This is a genomic window from Mesorhizobium sp. M0016, from assembly GCF_040324035.1.
In the GTDB taxonomy this organism is placed as follows: Bacteria; Pseudomonadota; Alphaproteobacteria; order Rhizobiales; family Rhizobiaceae; genus Mesorhizobium.
On the sequence record NZ_JAMYVM010000004.1, the window covers coordinates 116648 to 137311 of the forward strand.

23 protein-coding genes are annotated in these 20664 nt (G+C 63.8%); 7 read left to right on the forward strand and 16 right to left on the reverse strand.

Annotated features, from left to right (window positions below; all coding sequences use genetic code 11):
- The first annotated feature begins 163 nt into the window (after positions 1–163).
- Positions 164–1039 carry a l-ornithine N(alpha)-acyltransferase gene (gene olsB, locus NKJ88_RS07925; RefSeq protein ID WP_023683057.1) on the forward strand — a complete coding sequence of 292 codons (876 nt, stop codon included), beginning with the start codon at positions 164–166 and terminating at the stop codon, positions 1037–1039.
- 91 nt (positions 1040–1130) lie between these two features.
- Here the strand turns inward: olsB and NKJ88_RS07930 are convergent, their stop codons facing one another.
- Both NKJ88_RS07930 and grpE read right to left on the reverse strand, forming a co-directional pair.
- Positions 1131–1763: a trimeric intracellular cation channel family protein gene (locus tag NKJ88_RS07930; RefSeq protein ID WP_023686579.1), complete on the reverse strand. Its 633-nt coding sequence runs from the start codon at positions 1761–1763 to the stop codon at positions 1131–1133.
- A 117-nt stretch (positions 1764–1880) separates the two neighbouring features.
- Positions 1881–2510, reverse strand: a complete 630-nt coding sequence (gene grpE / locus NKJ88_RS07935) for a nucleotide exchange factor GrpE (protein ID WP_023691975.1) — start codon at positions 2508–2510, stop codon at positions 1881–1883.
- Positions 2511–2769: 259 nt separating this feature from the next.
- On the opposite strand from grpE, the gene NKJ88_RS07940 reads away from it, so the two are divergent.
- Positions 2770–2970, forward strand: coding sequence for a hypothetical protein (locus NKJ88_RS07940; RefSeq protein ID WP_023669766.1), 201 nt, complete (start codon positions 2770–2772; stop codon positions 2968–2970).
- An 84-nt stretch (positions 2971–3054) separates the two neighbouring features.
- Positions 3055–4077: a fatty acid desaturase gene (locus NKJ88_RS07945; RefSeq protein WP_023686581.1), complete on the forward strand. Its 1023-nt coding sequence runs from the start codon at positions 3055–3057 to the stop codon at positions 4075–4077.
- A 153-nt stretch (positions 4078–4230) separates the two neighbouring features.
- Here NKJ88_RS07945 and NKJ88_RS07950 read toward each other — a convergent pair whose 3' ends face one another.
- The 6 genes from NKJ88_RS07950 to cysG all read right to left on the reverse strand — a co-directional run bounded on the left by NKJ88_RS07950 (position 4231) and on the right by cysG (position 9223).
- Positions 4231–4353, reverse strand: coding sequence for a hypothetical protein (locus NKJ88_RS07950; RefSeq protein WP_023728539.1), 123 nt, complete (start codon positions 4351–4353; stop codon positions 4231–4233).
- A gap of 42 nt (positions 4354–4395) precedes the next feature.
- The gene (locus tag NKJ88_RS07955; RefSeq protein WP_023686582.1) at positions 4396–4929 is read right to left on the reverse strand and encodes a DUF934 domain-containing protein; all 534 of its coding nucleotides are present in this window, start codon (positions 4927–4929) and stop codon (positions 4396–4398) included.
- A 107-nt stretch (positions 4930–5036) separates the two neighbouring features.
- Positions 5037–5801 carry a phosphoadenylyl-sulfate reductase gene (locus tag NKJ88_RS07960; protein ID WP_023698193.1) on the reverse strand — a complete coding sequence of 255 codons (765 nt, stop codon included), beginning with the start codon at positions 5799–5801 and terminating at the stop codon, positions 5037–5039.
- Positions 5776–7446, reverse strand: a complete 1671-nt coding sequence (locus NKJ88_RS07965; protein WP_023683051.1) for a nitrite/sulfite reductase — start codon at positions 7444–7446, stop codon at positions 5776–5778. The genes NKJ88_RS07960 and NKJ88_RS07965 overlap by 26 nt, the downstream gene beginning before the upstream one ends.
- 35 nt (positions 7447–7481) lie before the next feature.
- Positions 7482–7775 carry a DUF2849 domain-containing protein gene (locus NKJ88_RS07970; RefSeq protein ID WP_023686584.1) on the reverse strand — a complete coding sequence of 98 codons (294 nt, stop codon included), beginning with the start codon at positions 7773–7775 and terminating at the stop codon, positions 7482–7484.
- A complete protein-coding gene (cysG, locus tag NKJ88_RS07975) occupies positions 7772–9223 on the reverse strand; it encodes a siroheme synthase CysG (RefSeq protein ID WP_023686585.1) in 1452 nt (483 codons plus the stop codon). Before cysG ends, NKJ88_RS07970 begins: the two co-directional genes overlap by 4 nt.
- Here cysG and NKJ88_RS07980 point away from each other — a divergent pair.
- The 3 genes from NKJ88_RS07980 to NKJ88_RS07990 all read left to right on the forward strand — a co-directional run bounded on the left by NKJ88_RS07980 (position 9222) and on the right by NKJ88_RS07990 (position 12069).
- Positions 9222–9476 carry a hypothetical protein gene (locus tag NKJ88_RS07980; RefSeq protein ID WP_155923307.1) on the forward strand — a complete coding sequence of 85 codons (255 nt, stop codon included), beginning with the start codon at positions 9222–9224 and terminating at the stop codon, positions 9474–9476. The two genes, cysG and NKJ88_RS07980, sit on opposite strands and share 2 nt — an antisense overlap.
- Before the next feature lie 165 nt (positions 9477–9641).
- A complete protein-coding gene (locus NKJ88_RS07985) occupies positions 9642–10094 on the forward strand; it encodes a baeRF12 domain-containing protein (protein ID WP_023686586.1) in 453 nt (150 codons plus the stop codon).
- Between the two features lie 184 nt (positions 10095–10278).
- A complete protein-coding gene (locus NKJ88_RS07990) occupies positions 10279–12069 on the forward strand; it encodes a cation:proton antiporter domain-containing protein (protein WP_023686587.1) in 1791 nt (596 codons plus the stop codon).
- Between the two features lie 21 nt (positions 12070–12090).
- On the opposite strand, the gene NKJ88_RS07995 is transcribed toward NKJ88_RS07990, so the two are convergent.
- Complete coding sequence (locus NKJ88_RS07995; RefSeq protein WP_023686588.1) at positions 12091–12900, reverse strand: AraC family transcriptional regulator; 810 nt, start codon at positions 12898–12900, stop codon at positions 12091–12093.
- Between the two features lie 111 nt (positions 12901–13011).
- Between NKJ88_RS07995 and NKJ88_RS08000 the strand changes: the two genes are divergently transcribed.
- Positions 13012–13932, forward strand: coding sequence for a zinc-binding dehydrogenase (locus tag NKJ88_RS08000; RefSeq protein ID WP_023686589.1), 921 nt, complete (start codon positions 13012–13014; stop codon positions 13930–13932).
- Between the two features lie 15 nt (positions 13933–13947).
- Here the strand turns inward: NKJ88_RS08000 and NKJ88_RS08005 are convergent, their stop codons facing one another.
- The 7 genes from NKJ88_RS08005 to NKJ88_RS08035 all read right to left on the reverse strand — a co-directional run bounded on the left by NKJ88_RS08005 (position 13948) and on the right by NKJ88_RS08035 (position 20267).
- A complete protein-coding gene (locus NKJ88_RS08005; RefSeq protein ID WP_023686590.1) occupies positions 13948–14700 on the reverse strand; it encodes an SDR family NAD(P)-dependent oxidoreductase in 753 nt (250 codons plus the stop codon).
- A 130-nt stretch (positions 14701–14830) separates the two neighbouring features.
- On the reverse strand, positions 14831–17107 hold the full coding sequence (locus NKJ88_RS08010; RefSeq protein WP_023824633.1) for a transglycosylase domain-containing protein: 2277 nt from the start codon (positions 17105–17107) through the stop codon (positions 14831–14833).
- A gap of 204 nt (positions 17108–17311) precedes the next feature.
- A complete protein-coding gene (locus NKJ88_RS08015) occupies positions 17312–17458 on the reverse strand; it encodes a hypothetical protein (protein WP_023686592.1) in 147 nt (48 codons plus the stop codon).
- Between the two features lie 78 nt (positions 17459–17536).
- Positions 17537–17791 carry a GlsB/YeaQ/YmgE family stress response membrane protein gene (locus NKJ88_RS08020; RefSeq protein ID WP_352443902.1) on the reverse strand — a complete coding sequence of 85 codons (255 nt, stop codon included), beginning with the start codon at positions 17789–17791 and terminating at the stop codon, positions 17537–17539.
- Positions 17792–17896: 105 nt separating this feature from the next.
- Positions 17897–18103, reverse strand: a complete 207-nt coding sequence (locus NKJ88_RS08025) for a hypothetical protein (RefSeq protein ID WP_023683046.1) — start codon at positions 18101–18103, stop codon at positions 17897–17899.
- 80 nt (positions 18104–18183) lie between these two features.
- Positions 18184–18804 carry a ribonuclease D gene (locus NKJ88_RS08030; protein WP_023698188.1) on the reverse strand — a complete coding sequence of 207 codons (621 nt, stop codon included), beginning with the start codon at positions 18802–18804 and terminating at the stop codon, positions 18184–18186.
- Between the two features lie 77 nt (positions 18805–18881).
- Positions 18882–20267 (reverse strand): M20/M25/M40 family metallo-hydrolase, encoded by a 1386-nt coding sequence (locus NKJ88_RS08035; RefSeq protein WP_023686593.1) that lies wholly within the window; start codon positions 20265–20267, stop codon positions 18882–18884.
- Positions 20268–20664 lie beyond the last annotated feature (397 nt).

Consider the following 20664-nt stretch of genomic DNA (forward strand, 5'->3'; position numbering starts at 1 on the left):
CGCAATCCTCGCGTCACGTAGGTAGCCGAATGAGGGTTTTCGCCAGCCGACGAAGTATTGCCCGTCGCGCCGTATCACGGTACTGTCACAATCCTGTTGCACCTACACCGTATCCCCGTGCCAAGAGGGATGGCTCGAAGGAGAATCACTCGTGCATACAGTTATGCCGGAATGTGACACTCGGCCCAGCGCAGGCGGCGCTTTGCTCGCCGCGCGGAACGCCGATGCCGTCGCAACAGGCGCACCGCTGGGCCGTATCGGCAATCTCGAAGTGCGGCTTGCCCGCAATGAGGCCGAAATCGCCGCCGCCCAGGAAGTGCGCTACCGGGTGTTTTATGACGAGCTTGGCGCCAGGAAGGACCTGTTCCAGGCGCAGGACCGGCGCGACGCCGACCGCTTCGACCCGCTGTGCGACCATCTCCTCGTGCTGGACACTTCGATCTCCGGCCCCGAGCATCGCCGCATCGTCGGCACTTACCGCCTGCTGCGGCAAGAGATTGCGGCGACCGCCGGCGGCTTCTATTCCGAAGGCGAGTTCGAACTGACCAAGCTGATCGCCCGCCATCCCGGCCAGCGCTTCCTTGAGCTCGGCCGCTCCTGCGTGCTGCCGGAATACCGCTCGAAGCGCACCATCGAGGCGCTGTGGCAAGGCATCTGGGCCTACATCAACCACTATGAGATCGGCGTGATGACCGGTTGTGCCTCGTTCCCTGGCACGGTGCCGGCTGCGCATGCCGAGGCGCTCACCTACCTTGCCCATCACTGCCGGACCAACTCCGCCTGGGATGTGCGGGCGGTCTCCGGCCGCTATTGCTCGATGGATCTGATGCCGATCGAGGCAGTCAACGCCAAGGCGGCGATCGCGGCCATGCCGCCGCTGGTCAAGGGCTATCTGCGCGTCGGCGCCCGCATCGGCGACGGCTGCGTCATCGACCGTGAGTTCTCCACCGTCGATGTGTTCGTGGTGATGCCGGTCAAGGAAATCGGCGCCCGCTACGTCAACTATTATGGCGGGGAAGCGCAGCGCTTTGCGGCGTGAGGCAGTAGGCAGTAGGCAGTAGGCAGTAGGCAGTAGTGAAGGCTGCCGGGATTCCTGACCACTGACTACTCCCTACTCACTAATCCCCTCCCTACGGAATATCCTCCGGTCGCCGTCCCGGGCGGCTCTTGTAGGACGGAAAGGTCCAGCCGAATTTCAGCGCGCCGCCGCGCACCAGGAAAGCCGCGACGAAGCCGGCAATATCCGAGGCGAGCGGCGGCAGGCCGGCAAGATCGCAAAGTGTGTAGAGGCCGGCGCCCGCGAGTGCGGCGGTGACGTAGATTTCGGGCCTGAGCAGCACCGATGGCTCGCCGGCCAGCAGATCGCGCAGGATGCCGCCAAATGTGGCGGTCAACACGCCCATAACAACGGAGACGACCGGCGAGCCGGTGATGGCCAGCCCCTTGGCCGCGCCCATTACGGAAAAGGCCGCCAATCCGATGGCGTCGAGCCAGAGCAGCCATTTCCAGCGGGATTCGACGCGGTGGGCGATGAAGAAGACCAGCACCGCAACCGCCGCGCAAACCAGCACATAGCCGGAGTTGGCGACCCAAAAGACGGGCAGGTTGAGGATGACGTCGCGAAGCGTGCCGCCGCCAATGCCGGTGACGCTGGCCAGAAACAGGAAGCCGATAATGTCGAGCTGCTTGCGCGAAGCCGCCAACGCCCCGGTCGCGGCAAAGACGGCGACGCCGGCATAGTCGAGGAGGTCGATGGGTGTCAGGGACATGAGGTAGTAGGGATTGGGAATTAGGGAAAGTATGAATAACACGAAGCCGCGCGATTGATACGCCTGCCTATTCCCTATTCCCTATTCCCTATTCCCTACTGCCTACCCTACTCACGCATCCTTCTCGGCCTGCTCGTTCACCGGCCCCGGCTCGACCGGCGCTTCGGTGGCCGCGATCTTGGGGCCGCCCTTGGCGACCCCGACCATGGCCGGCCGCAGCACGCGCTCGCCGATCGAATAGCCCGGCTGCACGACCTGGACGACGGTGTTGGCCGGCACATCGGGATTGGGCACTTCGAACATCGCCTGGTGGAAATTCGGGTCGAACTTCTCACCTTCCGGTTCGAGCTTCTTCACCCCATGCCGTTCCAGAGTCGACAGCATGGCGCGCTCGGTGATCTCGACGCCGTCGATCAGCGCCTTGAAGCCGGCATCTCCGGCCGCTTTCGCCTCGGCGGGGATAGCGTCGAGCGCGCGGCGCAGATTGTCCGACACCGACAGCATGTCGCGGGCGAAATTGGCCACCGCATAGGCGCGCGCATCATGCACGTCGCGGGCGGTGCGGCGGCGCAGATTCTCCATCTCGGCCGCGACGCGCAGCGCGCGGTCCTTCAGCTCCTCGTTTTCCTTCAGCAGCCGCACCAGCGCTTCATAGTCGCCGTCGATGCCGCCTTGCGTGCGCTCGGCCTCGGCCGTTTCGATATCCTCGGGCGCGCGTTCGTCTTTTGTCTGGTCGCTCATCGCCATTTCCCGTCATTCGAATGGTTTGGATTTGCGCCCGATATCGAGGTTTGGCGGCCAAAAATCAAGGGGCAAGCCCAGGAGGACGCCCCACAGCAGGCAATGTTGCGGGCTGCCCGTCGGACTTGGTGCGGGGCGCAAGGACGTTCAAAATTAATTCAAACTTTACCGTAACGGCAGCCTTTGCTTGCCAATACCCCGCTATGGGGAACCATTCAAAGCTTGGAGGAGTTTTGAAACCGACACAGGATTTGAGACAATGGACCGCAATACTGGCAACAGAAGCGAAGAGCTCGCCGCCGACATCAGGCGCCAGTTCGGCACCGAGGCGACGACGCGCTTCTTGCGCACCTTGCCGGCCTTCCGCACCGAGGCCGACATTCCCGCCCGTTTCCGGGACCTGCTCGACCGGCTGGACGGCATAGAAGCCAGCATGGCCGGCGGCCAACGCCGTCAATAGCGATGCTATCGCGCGACAATTACGCGCAGTAATTTTGCGTGAGCTTTTCCTTGCGGCAGCGGGACGCCCCGCCTATGCTTCCTGATGAACATGATTTCCCCCGAGACGGCCGCCAACAGCAAGCGCGCCTGGTTGAAGATCCTGGCGCGCTACAAGAAGCCCGACCGGCGACGCAGCACCCTCGAACTCGCCATCACCCTCATTCCTTTCGTTACGCTGTGGGCGCTGTCTTCGGCAGCCTATTCCTATGGCCACTGGTGGGGCTTGATCCTGATCCTTCCGGCCGCCGGTTTTCTGGTGCGGATCTTTATGATCCAGCACGATTGCGGCCACGGCTCCTTCTTCGCCAACCGCACTGCCGACGACTGGATCGGCCGCGCGCTCGGCGTGCTGACGCTGACCCCTTACGATTGCTGGCGGCGCGCGCACGCCACCCATCACGCCAGCGCCGGCAATCTAGACGAGCGGGGAATGGGCGACATCAGGACGTTAACGGTTGCTGAATACCGGCAACTGTCTTGGCGGGGACGCCTTGCCTATCGTCTCTACCGCCATCCCCTGGTGATGTTCGGCCTCGGGCCGATCTGGCTGTTCATCTTCGAGCAGAGGCTGCCCGTCGGCATGATGCGCGGCGGCCTGACGCCCTGGGTGTCGTCGATGACCACCAATCTCGGGATCGCGGTCGCGGCAGCGCTGCTTATCTGGCTGGTCGGCCCCGGCGCTTTCCTGATCGTCCATTTGCCGATCGTGATCCTGGCCGGATCGGCCGGAATCTGGCTGTTCTACGTCCAGCACCAGTTCGAGGAGACGGAATGGGCGAACGACGAAGAGTGGGAATTCCAGCGTGCCGCCCTGCACGGCTCGTCCTATTACGATTTGCCGCCGGTGCTGAACTGGTTCACCGGCAATATCGGCGTCCATCACGTGCACCATCTCTCGGCCAAGGTGCCGGGGTACCGGCTGCAGGAAGTGCTGCGCGACTATCCGGAATTGCGCGGCATCGGCCGCGTCACGCTTCTCGACAGCCTGCGCTGCGTAAAGCTGGCGCTATGGGACGAGAATCGCCGCAAGCTGATCTCGTTTCGCGAAGCGCGGGCCTTGGCCTAAAAGCAATCCCAGCAAAGTGTGATGCGGTTTTCCCGGGAAAAGCGCGCAGCGCTTTCCCTCGGGATCGCATAAAACAAGAAACAAACCGCCGCACCAAAGGCGCGGCTGCATCTCCCAGAAGATATGCTCAGGTGGCCTTGCGCTCCTCGCGCATCAGGACCTTGCAGCCCTGATCACGTCAGCCGCCTTTTCGGCGATCATGATGGTCGCTGCATTGGTGTTGCCGCCGATCAGCGCGGCTTCCTCCCTGGCGGATACTTCCGTCCGGACAGCCAAGAGATCACAGTCTTTGTAAAGACAGGCGAAATTACCGCTGCGTCAGCTGTTGCGAACGCGCCGCCAGGAGTATTTCGGCCCCTTCGGCTCCGACGCTTCGGTCGGCTGATAGTAAAGGCCCAGCCCGCCTGTGCGGCCTTCTTCGAGGCGCTTCAGCAGAACCGGGTTGGAGATCTCGAACTCGTCGAAGCCGAGGCGCAGCATATGCGGCAGCTGGTCGACGAGCACCTGGCCCGTGGCGCGGACCGCGCCCTCGAAATGGTAGCGGCTGCGCAGCAATTCGCCCTTGGAAAACGAGCGGCCGTCGCTGAAGGCCGGGAAGGCCAGCGCCACCAGCGACAGCTGGTCGAGCAGATCCACAATCTTTTCCAGCTGGTCGCCGGGCTGCAGCGCGACGCCAAGCCGCTCCTTGGCCGAGCGCCGCACTTCGGCATCGAGGCCGAGAAATGCCTGCAACGGCAGGATGAAGCGGCCATTGCCCGCCAGTGCATCCGCACTTTCGGCATGTGTCCACTCGTCCTCGCGAAAACCCGTCCGGGTCCAGAGGCGGGTCTCCGCTGTCGTCGGTTCAGTCATCGAAAATTCCTAAAAGCCCCAAAATCGAAGTCCGCGAAAGCCGGTCCACACGGCCTCCGGGCGGAAGCCGCCGTTGCAGGCCAGCCTCACCTGAATATCACCATAGCTTAAAGGGATGCGTCGGTCAGCGATACTTCCAGTCCCGACAGATGGATGCCGCACTCGGTCTTGGCATGACCGGCCCAGCGTCCGCTTCGCGCATCCTCGCCCGGCTGCACCGGCTGCGTGCATGGGAAGCAGCCGATCGACAGATAGCCGTACGCAACCAGCGGATTTTCGCGCAGCGCATGCGCGCGCATGTAGTCAGCCTGGTCGGATGTCGTCCAGTGCGCCAGCGGATTGACGCGTACGCGCGGGCCGACCGCCTCGAACACCGGCAGCGCGGCTCGCGTCGCCGCCTGGAAGCGCTTGCGGCCGGTCAGCCAGGCCCGGAAGGGGGCGACGCCGCGCGCCAGCGGCTCGACCTTGCGCACGTCGCAGCAGGCATCGGTATTGCTCTGGTGCAGATTGCCGGTCGGATCGACCCGCTCGAGCGCCGCGTCTTCGGGCTTGATCACCCTGATGTTGGTCAGCCCGAAATCGGCGACCAGCGCATCGCGATAGCCCAGCGTCTCCTCGAAATGCTTGCCGGTGTCCAGGAAGATGACCGGCAGCGTGCGGTCGACCTTGGCGATCATATGCAGCAGGACGGCGGAATCCGCGCCGAAGGACGACACGGCGGCGATCTCGTCATGAAACAATTCGCTCGCCGCGCGTTCGATGATGTCGAGCGGGCTCAGATGTCCATACAGCGCGTCGAAGCCCGCCGCTTTGGCGGCGATGCTGTCGTCGACGTCGACGATGCGGTCAAGCGGCCTTGGTTTCGCCAGCATAGAGCGCCTCCTTGAACGGCGCGGGACCGACACGGCGGTAGGCGTCGATAAAACGTTCACTGGGACCGAGCCGAAGGCCGAGATAGGTGTCGACGATCTGCTCGATGGCGTCCGTGATCTCTTCCGAAGAGAAGCCGCGGCCGATGATTTCGCCAACCGAGGTGTTCTCGTCGGCCGATCCGCCAAGCGTCACCTGGTAGAGTTCGGAGCCTTTCTTCTCGACGCCGAGGATACCGATATGGCCGACATGGTGATGTCCGCAGGCATTGATGCAGCCGGAAATCTTCAGCTTCAATTCGCCGATCTCGCGCTGCCGCTCCAGCGAGGCGAAGCGAAGCGAAATCTCCTGCGCGATCGGGATCGAGCGCGCTGTCGCCAGCGCGCAATAATCGAGGCCAGGGCACGCGATGATGTCGCTGATCAGGTTGGAATTGGCCGTCGCGAGGCCAATGTCGACCAAAGCGTCGTAGACCGCTTTCAAATCGGCGCGCGCCACATGCGGCAGGATCAGGTTCTGCTCATGGCTGACGCGCAGTTCGTCGAACGCGTATTTCTCGGCGATGTCGGCGACCGCTTCCATCTGGCTGTCGGTGGCATCGCCCGGCACTTCGCCGATACCTTTCAGCGAAATCGTCACCGCGGCATAGTCGGGATGGCGATGCGTCACGACATTCTGGTCGAGCCAATCCGAGAAGCTTTTGGAATCGAGCCGCGCCAGCTTGATCGCCGCGTCGCCTTCCGGCCGGGCGGTCAGTGCCGGCGGCGCGAAATAGGCGTCGATGGCACGGATGTCGGCTTCCGGCAGCTTCAGCTCGGCGTCCTTCAGCTCCTGCCATTCGGCCTCGACCTGGCGGGTGATTTCCTCGACGCCGGTCTCGTGGACGAGGATCTTGATGCGCGCCTTGTACTTGTTGTCGCGGCGGCCATAGAGGTTGTACACGCGCAGGATCGCCGTGCAGTAGGACAGCAGGTCGGCTTCCGGCAGGAAGTCGCGGATCTTGCGCGCCACCATCGGCGTGCGGCCCTGGCCGCCACCGACATAGACGGCAAAGCCGAGCTCGCCGGCGGCGTTCTTCTTCAGATGCAGACCGATATCATGCGTCTGGATGGCGGCGCGGTCGCGCTCGGCCCCGGTCACCGCGATCTTGAACTTGCGCGGCAGGAACGAGAATTCCGGATGCACAGACGACCATTGCCGCAGGATCTCGGCATAGGGGCGCGGATCAGCGACCTCGTCGGCGGCGGCGCCGGCAAAGTGATCGGCGGTGACGTTGCGGATGCAATTGCCGCTGGTCTGGATGGCATGCATCTCGACGCTGGCGAGATCGGCCAGGATCGCCGGAATGTCGGACAGCGCCGGCCAGTTGAACTGGATGTTCTGGCGCGTGGTGAAGTGGCCGTAGCCCTTGTCGTATTTGCGCGCGATGTGGCCGAGCATGCGCAGTTGCGCGCTGTTCAGCGTGCCATAGGGCACCGCGATGCGCAGCATGTAGGCGTGCAGCTGCAGGTAGACGCCGTTCATCAGCCGCAGCGGCCGGAACTGATCCTCGGTGATCTCGCCGGACAGCCGGCGTTCGACCTGGTCGCTGAACTCGGCGACGCGGGCCTGGACAAAATCGTGGTCGAACTCATCGTAGCGGTACATGTTTCGTCTTTCAGGGCGCGTCCGCCCGTATTTTGTTACGCTGCCCGCGCAGCCTGCTTGCCCAGATCTTCCCGGATGGTCGGGCCGGCGGCGCGGATCTTTTCGCGCAGCCGCATCGGCACGACGATGCCATTGACGACTTCAGCGTCGATCAGATTGACGTCGACAACCTGATTGTTGGCGTTGGCCTTGGCGCCGATTGCTTCCAGCCTGTCCTCTGCCGCTTGGTCATGGGCAAGGTCGGCATGGTCGACCGTCTCGGCCCAGCCACCATCGGCGTACCAGACGGCGATGCCGTCGGAGAGGCGGTTTGCGGTCAGTATCTTCATGGCTCGACCTCTGCGTCGGCCGCGTTGGCGGCGCCCTCATAGTTATGTGCCGCGAGCGGCTCGGAACGTTCAAAGTTGGCGCCGGCAACCGCGTCGCCGATGATGGTCATCACCGGACCGGCCAGATCGGCGCGCGCTTCCAGCGACGGCAAATCGGCCAGCGTGCCGTGGAAACGGCGGCGGTTCTGCAAGCTGGCATTCTCGACCACGGCAACCGCCGTGTCCGGCGACAGGCCGGCCTCGATCAGTCGTCCGGCGACTTCGGCGGCGACCGAGCGGCCCATATAGACGGCGACGGTGGCGCCGGAAATGGCGAGCTTGGCCCAATCCGGCAGCGAATTGCCCTTCAGATCATGGCCGGTGGTGAACACCATCGACGAGGAGACGCCGCGCAGCGTCAGCGGCAGCTCGAAGTCGGCGGCGGCGGCAAAGGCGGCGGTGACGCCGGGGACGACATCATAGGCGATGCCGGCATCGCGCAGTGCGGCCATCTCCTCGCCGGCGCGGCCGAACACGAGCGGGTCGCCCGACTTCAGCCGCACGACGCGCTTGCCCTGCCTGCCGAGATCGACCAGCAGCGCATTGATCTCGGCCTGGCTCTTGGTGTGGCATCCCTTGCGCTTTCCGACCGGCAGCCGCTCGGCGTCGCGGCGGCCCATGGCGACGATCGCCTCCGGCACCAGCGCGTCATAGACGATGACGTCGGCTTCCATCAAAAGCCGATGCGCGCGCAGCGTCAGAAGATCCTCAGCACCTGGCCCGGCGCCAACCAACGCGATATGGCCCGAAGCCGGAGCCTTCGACAGCAACAGATCGGCGGCGGCGTCATGCGCCTGCGAAAGCTCGCCGGCTTCGACGGCGCGCGCCGGTGCACCCTGGAAAAAACTGCTCCAGAACTGGCGGCGGGCGTTGCCTTTCGGCAGCAGCTTTTCGGCGGCACCCCGGAACGAGGCGGCAAGCGCTGCCAGCGGCCCGAGCGACGGCGACAGCATGCGGTCGATGCGGCTGCGCAGCATCTGCGCCAGCACCGGACCCGCGCCTTCCGTGCCGATGGCGATGGCGACCGGGGCGCGGTTGACCAGCGCCGGGGTGAAGAAATCGCATAGCTCCGGCCGGTCGACGGCATTGACCGGAATGCCAAGGCGGCGCGCATCGTGGGCGACGCGGCGGTCGAGCGTCTCGTCGCCGCTGGCGGCAAACACCAGGACCGCGCCTTCGAGATGCGCGGCGTCGTAGGGGGCGTCGATACGGATGGCGCCGGTCGTGGCGATGAAGCTCAGCAATTCGGCGTCGGCAACATCGGCAATGATGCGAAGCACAGCACTCGACTGATCAAGTAGCCGCGCCTTGGCCAACGCTTCGCCTCCGCCGCCGACGATGGCCACGGCTTCGCCTTCGACCCGCATGAAGACCGGGAACGCGGTGAGCTTGGGATTGGTGTGCGGCATGACGAACAGATTCCGGAACAATTCGGCAGTTTTAGGCGCGGACGCGAAAAAGCTGAAGGAACCCACTCGCGCATCCCCTGACGGGAGGCAATCGGTTTTCCGCAAGCCAAAGGGCCAAGAGAAAAATATTCCACATCCGCATATCAGGCGGATTCAAGCTGCTGCCGCAGGCCTTGTTCTGCGGCTCTTTTATCCGGCAGGCGGCCAAGCTGCAAAATTGTTTTTTCTAAATTCTACTAATTTAGTAGATTAAAGCCGTCACCTCGGACATTGCTCCGATGGACGTTAGATCGGGCTGGATATGGCTGCGTGCGATCTCGGCGAACGAAGTGGAACGTTCCCGCTTCGCCACGCGTTCTGCCCCTGCCGTAACAGACAATCGTCGGCTGGATTTGAACCTTCAAGCAGGAGCCCGCAAATGAGCAAGATCAACCTGAAACATGGCCTTCTGGTCATGGTGGCCGATGGCGAGAAAGCGCTGTTCCTGAAGAACGAGGGCGACAATCTCTATCCGCACCTGCAGCTCTTCCAGGAGATGAACCAGGACAATCCGGCAACGCGCGAACAAGGCAGCGACAGTCCCGGCCGCTACAATGACGGCCCCTCCGTGCATCGCAGCGCGGTTGAGGAAACCGACTGGCACCGGCAGGGCAAGGAACGCTTTGCCGAAGAGATCGCGGACCGGCTCTACAAGCTCGCCCATCACGGCATCTTCGACGACATCGTGCTGGTCGCGCCGCCGCTGGTGCTCGGCACCATGCGCAAGAAATTGCACAAGGAAGTCACCGACAAGGTGCAGGCGGAGATCCCAAAGACACTGACCAACCGCCCGCTGATCGACATCGAGGCCATGCTGCAGCAGGCAGCCTGACGCTATCTCATAGATCATTCGCGCGCGCAGCGTTTTCGCTGCGCGCGCCTTTCGTTTTTCGGCGCCTCTGGCCACCAATTTACGTCTCGCGGGTTGCGTCGCCCGCACCCCCTCCACCATATTGCAAAGGCGGCGGCTGCGGGCGGCGCACACCCGACATTTCCCGAAAGGCGCTCCATAGACAATGCCGCATGACACGCCCCTTATCGCCACCATCGTCGCCGGTCTGGGGCTGGCATTCATCTTCGGGGCGCTCGCCAACCGTTTTCGCATCCCGCCGCTGGTCGGCTATCTCGTCGCCGGCGTGCTGGTTGGACCGAACACGCCGGGTTTCGTCGCCGATGCCGGTCTTGCCAATGAGCTGGCCGAAATCGGCGTCATCCTGCTCATGTTCGGCGTCGGCCTGCATTTCTCGCTGAAGGATCTTCTCTCCGTCCGCGCCATCGCCGTACCCGGCGCCATCGTCCAGATCGGCTTTGCCACCGCGCTGGGCGCCGGCCTTGCCTGGATGCTCGGCTGGTCGATGGGCGCAGGCCTCGTCTTCGGCCTAGCGCTTTCCGTCGCGTCCACAGTGGTGCTGTTGCGCGCGTTGCAGGAGCGACGGCTGATCGAGACCGAGCGCGGCCGCATCGCCGTCGGCTGGCTGATCGTCGAGGACCTCGCCATGGTGCTGGCGCTGGTGCTTTTGCCGGCGTTGGCCGGCGTGCTCGGCGGCCAGCCGCAGGTCGATGACCATGCGAGCCTTTTGTCGCTGCCGGCCAGCTTCGGCATCTGGGGCGTCGTCGGCCTCACGCTGGCCAAGGTCGTCGCCTTCGTCATCGTCATGCTGGTGGTTGGCCGCCGCGTCATTCCGTGGATCCTGCATTACGTCGCCCATACCGGCTCGCGCGAACTGTTCCGGCTGGCGGTGCTGGCGATCGCGCTCGGCGTCGCCTTCGGCGCCGCCAAACTGTTCGGCGTCTCGCTGGCGCTCGGTGCCTTCTTCGCCGGCATGATCATGAGCGAATCCGAGCTCAGCCACCGCGCGGCGGAGGAATCACTGCCGCTGCGCGACGCCTTCTCGGTGCTGTTCTTCGTCTCAGTCGGCATGCTGTTCGATCCGTTCAGCCTGATGAGCAATGGCTGGCCGATCCTGGCGACGCTGGCCATCATCGTCATCGGCAAGTCGCTGGCCGCCTTCGTCATCGTCATCGCCTTCCGCTATCCGCTGGGAACCGCCTTGATGATCTCGGCCAGCCTCGCGCAGATCGGCGAATTCTCCTTCATCCTGGCGGAGCTCGGCGTCGGGCTGAAGCTGTTGCCGCAACAGGGACGCGACCTGATCCTGGCAGGCGCCATCCTGTCGATCCTGGCCAATCCGCTGATGTTCCTCGCCCTCGACTGGATGAAGCCATGGCTGGACGCGCGCGCCGCCAAGGCAGCACCACCGGAAGAGGCCAAGCCGGTCGGCCCGGCGACGCAGCCCGGACAAGTGGCCTCGGTGGCCGCCGCGGCAAAAGAGGATGGCCCACCGCCACGCACAACGCTTTCGGGCCACACCATCCTGATCGGCTACGGCCGCGTCGGCAGCCTGGTCGGCGCGGCGCTGAAACAGGCATCGCTGTCCTTCCTGGTCATCGAGGACGCCGACAAGACGCTGGCGAGGCTGAGAGACGACGGCGTCGAAATCGTCTCCGGCAACGCGGCCAATGCAGGTGTATTCGCCGCCGCCAATCCGCAGGGCGCCAGGCGATTGATCCTTGCCATCCCCAACGCGTTCGAGGCCGGGCAGATCGTGCTCAGGGCACGCGCCGCGAATCCCGGCATCAACGTCATAGCGAGGGCCCATTCCGATGCCGAGGTCGAGCATCTCAAAGGCCTCGGCGCCGACACCGTCATCATGGGCGAACGCGAGATCGCCCGCGGCATCGTGCAAGAAGTGCTGGAGCAAAAGCCGATGCCGCGCCCCGAAGCCATTGAGCCCTCCCCGGCCTGAGGCTTGCCACAGGCGCATCGATCATCCAACGAAGGCGGAGCCGCCATTGTGCGCGACGCTGGCGAGATACTTTGCCGGCGGCTTGCCAAGCGCCTTCTTGAACATGGTGATGAAGGCGGTGACGGAGGCGTAGCCGAGATCGCCCGAAACCTGCTGGACACTCGCACCGGAGGCCAGCTCCCTTATGGCGACGATCAGATGCAATTGCTGGCGCCAGCGGCCGAAGCTCAGGCCGGTTTCCTTCACCACCAGACGGGCAAGACTGCTTTCACTCAGCGCGACGCGATTGGCCCACTCGGCAAGCGTGCTGCGGTCGGCCGGGTCTTGCGCCAGCGCCTCGGCGATCCGCCGCAAGCGCGGCTCGGCGGAGATCGGCAGATGCAATAGCTGAACCGGCATGCGCGGCAGTTCGGAGAGCAGGATCGTGGTCAGCAGCACGTCCCTCGCCTCATCCTCCTCCACGCGATCGGCCAGCTCGATGATCAGTTCGCGCAACAATGGCGAGATCGACAGCGTGCAGCAGCGGTCCGGCAGATCGGCGGCTCCCGGCTCGATATAGACGAAGAAAATCCGCGCATTGGCGGTGGCGATATTGCTGTGTCCCATGCCACCGGGAATCCACACCCCGCAATGCGGCGGCACCATCCACAGACCGCTGGGCACGCGGCAGGTGACGCCACCGCCGAGCGCGAAGACGAGCTGGCCCTTCCGATGCCAATGGGTCGCCACTTCCGCTTTGGTTTCGGTGACATCGACGCGAACCGCAATTGCAGGAGCGATCACATCATCGACGTCGAAATTGGCCCAGGGGTAGCGGAGAGGCTGTCTCATGATTGACGGCTTTTAGCGACTATTCGCCATGATAGCTAAATTCTTTGATCCGGGAAGTCGATAGGCTCTGGTTCGTGGCTGGCATTTCACAAACCGGCAGGAAGGCTTCCCATGCGCGCCCTCGTCATCTCTCCCGACAGCCCCACCGGACTGACGTTTGCCGAGGCCAACGAACCTCAACCCCTCGCCAACGAAGCGCTTGTCTGCGTCCACGCAACCTCGTTGAACCGCGGCGAACTGCGCCTGCTCACCATACGCCCAAAAGGCTGGATACCTGGCCAGGACGTGGTTGGAGTAATCAAGCGGGCGGCAGCCGATGGCTCCGGGCCTGCCGTCGGCGCCCGGGTTGTGGCTTTGGTGGACGAGGCCGGCTGGGCCGAACGGGTCGCCGTTCCGACCGACCGTCTCGCAGTCATCCCGGACGAGGTCAGCTTCGGGTCCGCCGCCACGCTTCCGGTCGCGGGCACGACGGCGCTCAGGGTCTTGCGCCATGGCGGCGACCTCGCGGGACAGCAGGTGTTGATCACCGGCGCCAGCGGCGCGGTCGGCGGTTTCCAGATCCAGATCGCCCGCGAGCAAGGCGCCGCGGTGACTGCAATCGCCGCCGCCCGGCACGCCGAGGATCTCCGCGGTCTTGGTGCTCACGAAGTCGTCGAGTCGATCGAACTGGCCGAAGGGCCATTCTCTCTGATCACCGAGTCGGTCGGCGGCCAAAGCCTCGCCCATGCCATCGAACGCGTCGCCCCCGGCGGCACCATCGTCATGTTCGGTTCGAGCAGCGGCGAACTCACGCCGGTTGGTTTCAGACAATTCGTTCCAGGCCATGAGGGAGCGAGGCTTCAGACTTTCGCCTACTACACATCCGGTCCAGCCATTGGCGCGGACATCGCCTCGCTGCTCGCTCTGGTCGCGGCTGGCCGGCTGGAAACCCGCGTGTCCATGACCGTGCCGTGGACAGACATCGCCCAGGCTCTGGACGCCCTGCGACAGCGCAGCTTCAGCGGCAAGGCTGTTCTCACCATCGCCGAATGAGCAGTCTGTCAGCGCTCAGACGTGCTGGCCGCCATTGATGTGGATTTCCGAGCCCGTCACATAGGACGCCTGCTGCGAGCACAGGAAGAAGATGATGTCGGCGACTTCCGAGGTGGCGCCAAGGCGCCTGAGTGGGATCGTCTCGACGATCTTGTCGGTGCCAGGCGACAGGATCGCGGTGTCGATCTCGCCCGGCGCAATCGCATTGACGCGGATGCCGTGCGGGCCGAAATCATGCGCCATCTCGCGCGTCAGCGAGCCGAGTGCCGCCTTCGAGGTCGCATAGGCGGTGCCGGCGAAAGGATGCACGCGCGTGCCGGCGATCGAGGTGACGTTGACGATCGAACCTTTTGCTGCCGCAAGCTCCTTGAAGAGACCACGCGCGAGCATGATCGGCGCGAAGAAATTTACCTGGAACACATCGCGCCAGACATGCATCGGCGTGTCGATCGAATCCATGCGGCTGTTGCCGTCCTTGAGCTTCGGCGAAATGCCGGCATTGTTGACCAGCGCGTGTAATTGCCCGCCATGCGCTTCCAGCCGGTGACGGATCTCCGAGACGGCGATGCCGACATCCTCCTGGTCGGCGAGATCGACCTTGATGTGGTCCTCCGGGCCGGCCGGCCACGGGCAATCCTCGGCAAAAGCCTGGCGCGAACAGGTGATGACCCGCCAGCCCTCACGCGAAAAGCGCTTGACCGTGGCATGGCCGATGCCGCGGCTGGCTCCGGTCAGCACGATGGTTTTTCTGATGTCGGTCTCAGCCATGTCTGTCACTCCGGCCGGAGATGTAGCCGAATGCCGCGAAGGTGGCGAGAGGCCGAATTGTCACCGCAGCTCTCATATGAGGAACGGATTGCCAGCTCGCATTTGATTCGAAGCTAGAATGACGAGCCGCTCAGCCGCCGCCGAGAATATCCAGGATTGAGGTTTTCCGCTTCTTGGTCGGGCCGCCGACGCTGCCCGGCGGTACCGGATGCTTGATCGAGGCCGTGGTGCCGCCGTCGCCCGGCATGTCGAAACCGTCGGCATCGACGGTTTCGGCCGGACGGCGGACCGGTGCTTGTGCGGGTACAGCAGCAGGTGCCGGCGCGGCAGCAGGCTCAGAACGGCTGACGGCCACGGCAGGCAACGGCGCTGCCTGATTGTTATCGACTGACGGAATATCGTCGGGCACGATGGTATCTGGAGGCGTCGATTTCCAGGTCCCGGGCAGCGGCCTGACCGGCACGCCTTCATGCGCCGCCACCATGAATTCGTGCCAGGCCTGTGCCGGCAACGCGCCACCGGTGACCTTCTTCATCGGCGTGCCGTCATCATTGCCGAACCATACGCCGGTGGTGAGGTTTGCGGTGTAACCGACGAACCAGGCGTCGCGCGAATTCTGGCTGGTTCCGGTCTTGCCGGCAGACGGCCAGGCGAAGGCCGCCTTCTTCGCCGTGCCGATCTCGACCGTGCCAGTCATCATCGAGTTCATCATGCCGACAATGTTCTGCTTGACGACGCGCGGCGCGCTGCCGCCATTGTCGTCATAGAGCACCTTCCCTTCGGTCGTGGTGATGCGGCGGATGAAATGGATGTCGGGCTTGTAGCCGCCATTGGCGAACGGCACATAGGCCGATGTCAGCTCCAGTGGCGTCACTTCCGAAGTGCCGAGCGCGATCGAGGTGTTGGCGATCAGATCGGACTGGATGCCCATGCGGTGCGCCGCCTCGACCACCGCGTCGGGGCCGACCTCCATGGTCAGCTGGGCCGCGACAGAATTCAGCGATTTCGCCAGCGCGGTCGCCAGCGTCACCTTGCCGAAATATTTGCCGCCATAATTGTCGGGCGTCCACTTGCCGATCCTGATCGGTGCGTCGTTGCGCACGCTGTCGGGCGTGCGGCCGGCTTCCAGCGCGGCCATATAGACGAACGGCTTGAACGCCGAGCCCGGTTGACGGCGTGCTTCGGAAGCACGGTCGAACTGGCTGGTCGAATAGTCGTAGCCGCCGACCATGGCGCGCACGGCGCCGGAATTGTCGATCGACACCAGCGCGCCCTGGCTGACATTGAGCTTCTTGCCGCTCTCATCGATCAGCCGGCGGATCGACTGTTCAGCGAGCTTCTGCAGGTTGAGGTCGACGGTGGTGTCGACGACGATGTCGCTGCGCACGTCGCCGATCAGGTCGGGCAGCTCTTCCATGATGGTGTCGGCGACGTAGTTTTCCGAACCGGTCCAATAGGACGGCGCGCGCGTTGCCGGCGCGCTCATCGCCGAGGCCAGTTCCTTGGCGCTGATCTTGCCTTCGTCGCGCATGGCGGCCAGCACCAGCTGCGAGCGCTCCTCCGCCGCCTTCGGATCCCGCGCCGGCGACAGCCGCGACGGCGCCTTCAAGAGGCCGGCGAGAAGGGCCGCCTCCGAAAGTGTGACATCGCGCGCGCTCTTGCCGAAATAGCGGCGCGAGGCCGCCTCGACGCCATAGGCGCCCGAGCCGAAATAGACCCGGTTGAGGTACATTTCGAGGATCTGGTCCTTGGTATGCTTGTGCTCCAGCCACAGCGCCAGCAGTACCTCCTGCACCTTGCGCTCCAGCGTGCGGTCGGGCTTCAGGAACAGGTTCTTGGCCAGCTGCTGGGTCAGCGTCGAGCCGCCCTGCGAGAAACGGCGGCCCAGAACGTTGGTCACCATGGCGCGCGACAGGCCGATCGGGTCGATGCCGAAATGCGAATAGAAGCGGCGGTCCTCGATGGCGATGACGGCTTCGGGAATGTAAGGCGACATTTCGTGCAGGCCGACCGCCTCGCCGCCGCTCATGCCGCGGTTGGCAAGCAGTTGCCCGTCGACCGAGACGATCTTGATGTTGGGGGCACGGTCGGGGATCGACCAGGTGGTCGCCGCCGGCATCTTGGCGCCGTAATAGACGACGATGCCGGCCACCGCGATGCCGCCCCAGATGCAGAGCACGAAGCACCAGTAGAACATCCGGGCCATGACGCCGAACAGCCCGCGCCGGGCTTTGCCGCGCCGGCCGCGCGAGGATGATTTTGCTCTGGAGGTTTTGCGCGCCGTGGAGGATTTGCGATTGCCCGGCACGACGCGATCCTCCTCGTTCACCGAGAAACCGGCCGCGGATTTCGCCTTTGGCGATCCCTCGAAGCTGGGTTCGATGCGACTGTCTCTGCGGTTCGCCATGCGTTGCGCTGTCTTCCCGGTGTCAATGGCGCTCGGGTTGGAGGGTAGATGCGGCGGTTTAAGGGCGCGTTAAAGCAGGGTTTATGCACCCTTCTGAAATTCCTTAAGAATTTCTAAAATCCGCTGCCGCCAACTGGGTCCGAAAGCCGCATCCTCGCGGCCTGTCTGCCGCAAAAGGCAGAGGCCCTGGCTACCCCGAATATTTCAATTCTGCTGGATCGAAATGCCCTTGTCGTCGATCTTCAGTTCGACGCCCTTGGGCTTGGTCTGTTCGTGATAGACATATGCACCGAGCGCGATGACCACGACAACGAGCGCGCCGACAAGGAGATAGAGAGTGTTCTGTTTCACGGCGCGCTCCTTTGGCAGCAATTCCAGGAAAGCACAGGCTTTCTCCTGAGGAATTGCGTTGAATGAAAACTTAGAGCGTCAAGCTCGCTTCAGAACCTTGACCAGCACCAGCAGGATGACAGCGCCGATCGTGGCGTTGATGATGGCAGCCAGAATGCCGCCGCCGATTGCGAAGCCCAGCCTTGGAAACAGCCAGCCGGCGATCAGGGCGCCGATAATGCCGACGACGATGTTGCCGATGAGGCCGAAGCCGAAGCCCGAGACGATGAGGCCGGCGAGCCAGCCGGCAATGGCGCCGATTATGATGAAGATGAGAAGGCTTGCGATGCCCATGACGCGTTCCTCCAGGAAGAGAGGCTACGGAGCGGAAGGCCCCGAATCGGCCTCGATATCAACGACTTCAGGCTATGCGAAAGCAGTTGCACCCGCCAGCGGCGCTCATTGATCGTCGTCATCGTCGCTGGAGACTGGCCGCCAGCTGGTCGGGTCGACCTTTTTCTGGGTATCGCTGTCGGTGTAGACCCACCAGGCGCCGTCGCGATATTGCCCGACGGATTCGCTGACGACGCCGGCGCCGTCCTTCCACAGAACAGTGACCTTGGATCCATCCGTCGGGGCGGTCGCTATCGGTTTGCGGTCTGCCACGTCATCCCCCTCATTGAGTCGACAGAACGCCACGACGCGTGTCTGGTTGCAAGGCTGCCGGAAGCGTTATCCGAAGGCCATCAGCTGTGGGCAAAAATATCCTCTTCGTCCCAACCCATCAAATCGAGCTTGGCACGCGTCGGCAGGAAGCGGAAGCAGGCGTCGGCTTCCTTGGTGCGCCCGTCCCGCGCCAGGCGTCCAGCCAGCACCTCGCGCAGACGGTGCAGATAGAGAACGTCGGAAGCGGCATATTCGAGCTGTTCGGGCGACAGGGTCTCGGCCGCCCAGTCCGACGATTGCTGCGCCTTCGACAGGCCGACGCCAAGCAGTTCGAAGCAGATGTCCTTCAAGCCGTGCCGGTCGGTATAGGTGCGGGTCAGCCGCGAGGCGATCTTGGTGCAGAACACCGGCTCCGGCATGACGCCGAAGGCATTGTACAGCACGGCGAGGTCGAAACGGCCGTAGTGGAACAGTTTCGATATGCCGCGGTTGCGGAGCAGGCTGACGAGGTTCGGCGCTTTCTTCTGGCCGGGCGCGATCTGGATCACGTCGGCCGAGCCATCGCCGGGCGAGATCTGCACCACGCAAAGCCGGTCGCGGTGCGGGTTCAACCCCAGCGTCTCGGTATCGATGGCCACCGCGTCGACATTGTAGTGGGCGAGGTCGGGCAGATCGTTCTTGTGGAAGCGGATGTCGGGCATAGTTGTCTCCGGATCGCGGCGTAACTCGTCCTCGCCGCGATCCGCTGAAAAATCAACAAGAAAACTTCCCAGCCTCCTCAGCGCGTCAGCGCATCGAGAATGCGCGCCCAGGAGCGCTGGCCCTTGTGGAAGGAGGTCAGCTCGTATTTCTCGTTGGGCGAGTGGATGCGGTCGTCGTCGAGCCCGAACCCGACCAGCAGCGATTCCATGCCGAGATAGGTCTGGAAGTCGCCGACCACCGGTATCGAGCCTCCGCTGCCGGTCGTCACCGCTGGCTTCGGCCATTCATCCGACAGCGCAGTCTTGGCCTTGGCCAGGAATGGCGAGTCGTAGGAAAGCTGAATTGCCGGCCCGCCGCCATGCGGGTGGAATTCGACCGAACAGTCCCTGGGAATGCGCGCCTTGACGAATTCCCGGAACGCGGCGCGGATCTTCTCGGGGTCCTGCTTGTGGACGAGGCGGAAGGAGATTTTCGACGACGCTTCCGCCGCGATCACCGTCTTGAACCCCTTGCCGGTGTAGCCGCCGATGATGCCGTTGAACTCGGCCGTCGGCCGCGCCCAGGTCAGTTCCATCACCGAGCGGCCTTTTTCGCCCGACGGGATCGAGAGGCCGATCGGTCCGAGGAAGGTTTCGGCGGTCTCGCCCAGAGTTTCCCATGATTTCAGGATCTGCGACGGCGTTTCCTCGACCCCGTCATAGAAGCCGGGAATGGTGATGTGGCCGTTCTCGTCATGGATGTCGGCGAGGATTTTCGCCAGGATGCGGATCGGGTTGGCGGCGGCGCCGCCATAGAGGCCCGAATGCAGGTCGCGATCGGCGGCCTTGACGGTGACCTCCTCGCCGACCATTCCGCGCAGCGAAACGCAGATCGACGGCGTTTCGCGGTCCCACATGCCGGTGTCGCAGACCAGAGCGAAATCGGCCTTGAGCTCATCGGCATTGGCCTCGAGGAACGGCTTCAGCGACGGCGAACCGGACTCCTCCTCGCCCTCGAACAGGATGGTGATGCGGCAGGGCAGATTGCCATGCACCTGCTTCCAGGCGCGGCAGGCCTCGACGAAGGTCATCAGCTGCCCCTTGTCGTCGGCCGAGCCACGGCCGGTGATTACCTTGTGACCGGGCTCGATCTCCTTGACCGCCGGCGCAAACGGGTCGTTCTCCCAAAGCTCGATCGGATCGACCGGCTGCACGTCGTAATGGCCATAAAACAGCACATGCGGCGAACCGGCGGGGCCTTCATGGTGCGCAACCACCATCGGGTGTCCCGGCGTGTCGCGCACCGAAGCGTCGAAGCCGATCAGCTTGAGGTCCGCCACCAGCCATTCGGCGGCCTTGCGGCAGTCGGCGGCATAGTCTGAATCGGTGGAGATCGACTTGATGCGGAGCAGGCCGAACAGGCGCTCCAGGCTCTGGTCGAGATTTTTGTCGAGACGGTCGAGGACGGAGGAAATGGTGGACATTACTGCGGGCCTTTCTTTTCGGTGCCGGGACCGTAAAGGCAGCGCATCAAAACGAAAAGCCCGCGATCGTTGGACCACGGACCGTAAACACTTGTCAGAAGGCAAAAAAGAACCGCCGTGGTGGAGGGGAACCACGGCGGTCTTTTACTCGAAACGATGCGGCAGCCCGGAGAGGGGGGATAGGCTGCCGCAATTGTCCGGGATAGGCGGGGGACGGGCCTTGCTCCGGACTCGGCGAAAACTGCCGATGACCTTTATTTGTGTCTCGGATCGTGGCGTTTCAAGGGCACAAAAATTACACTTTTGTAACATAGCCGTGAGCGCCGAGGCAAACAGCAGCAGGACCTATCGGCAGGCAGGCTCTGTCAGCATGTCGCCGCAACACCTGTTGGAAGCC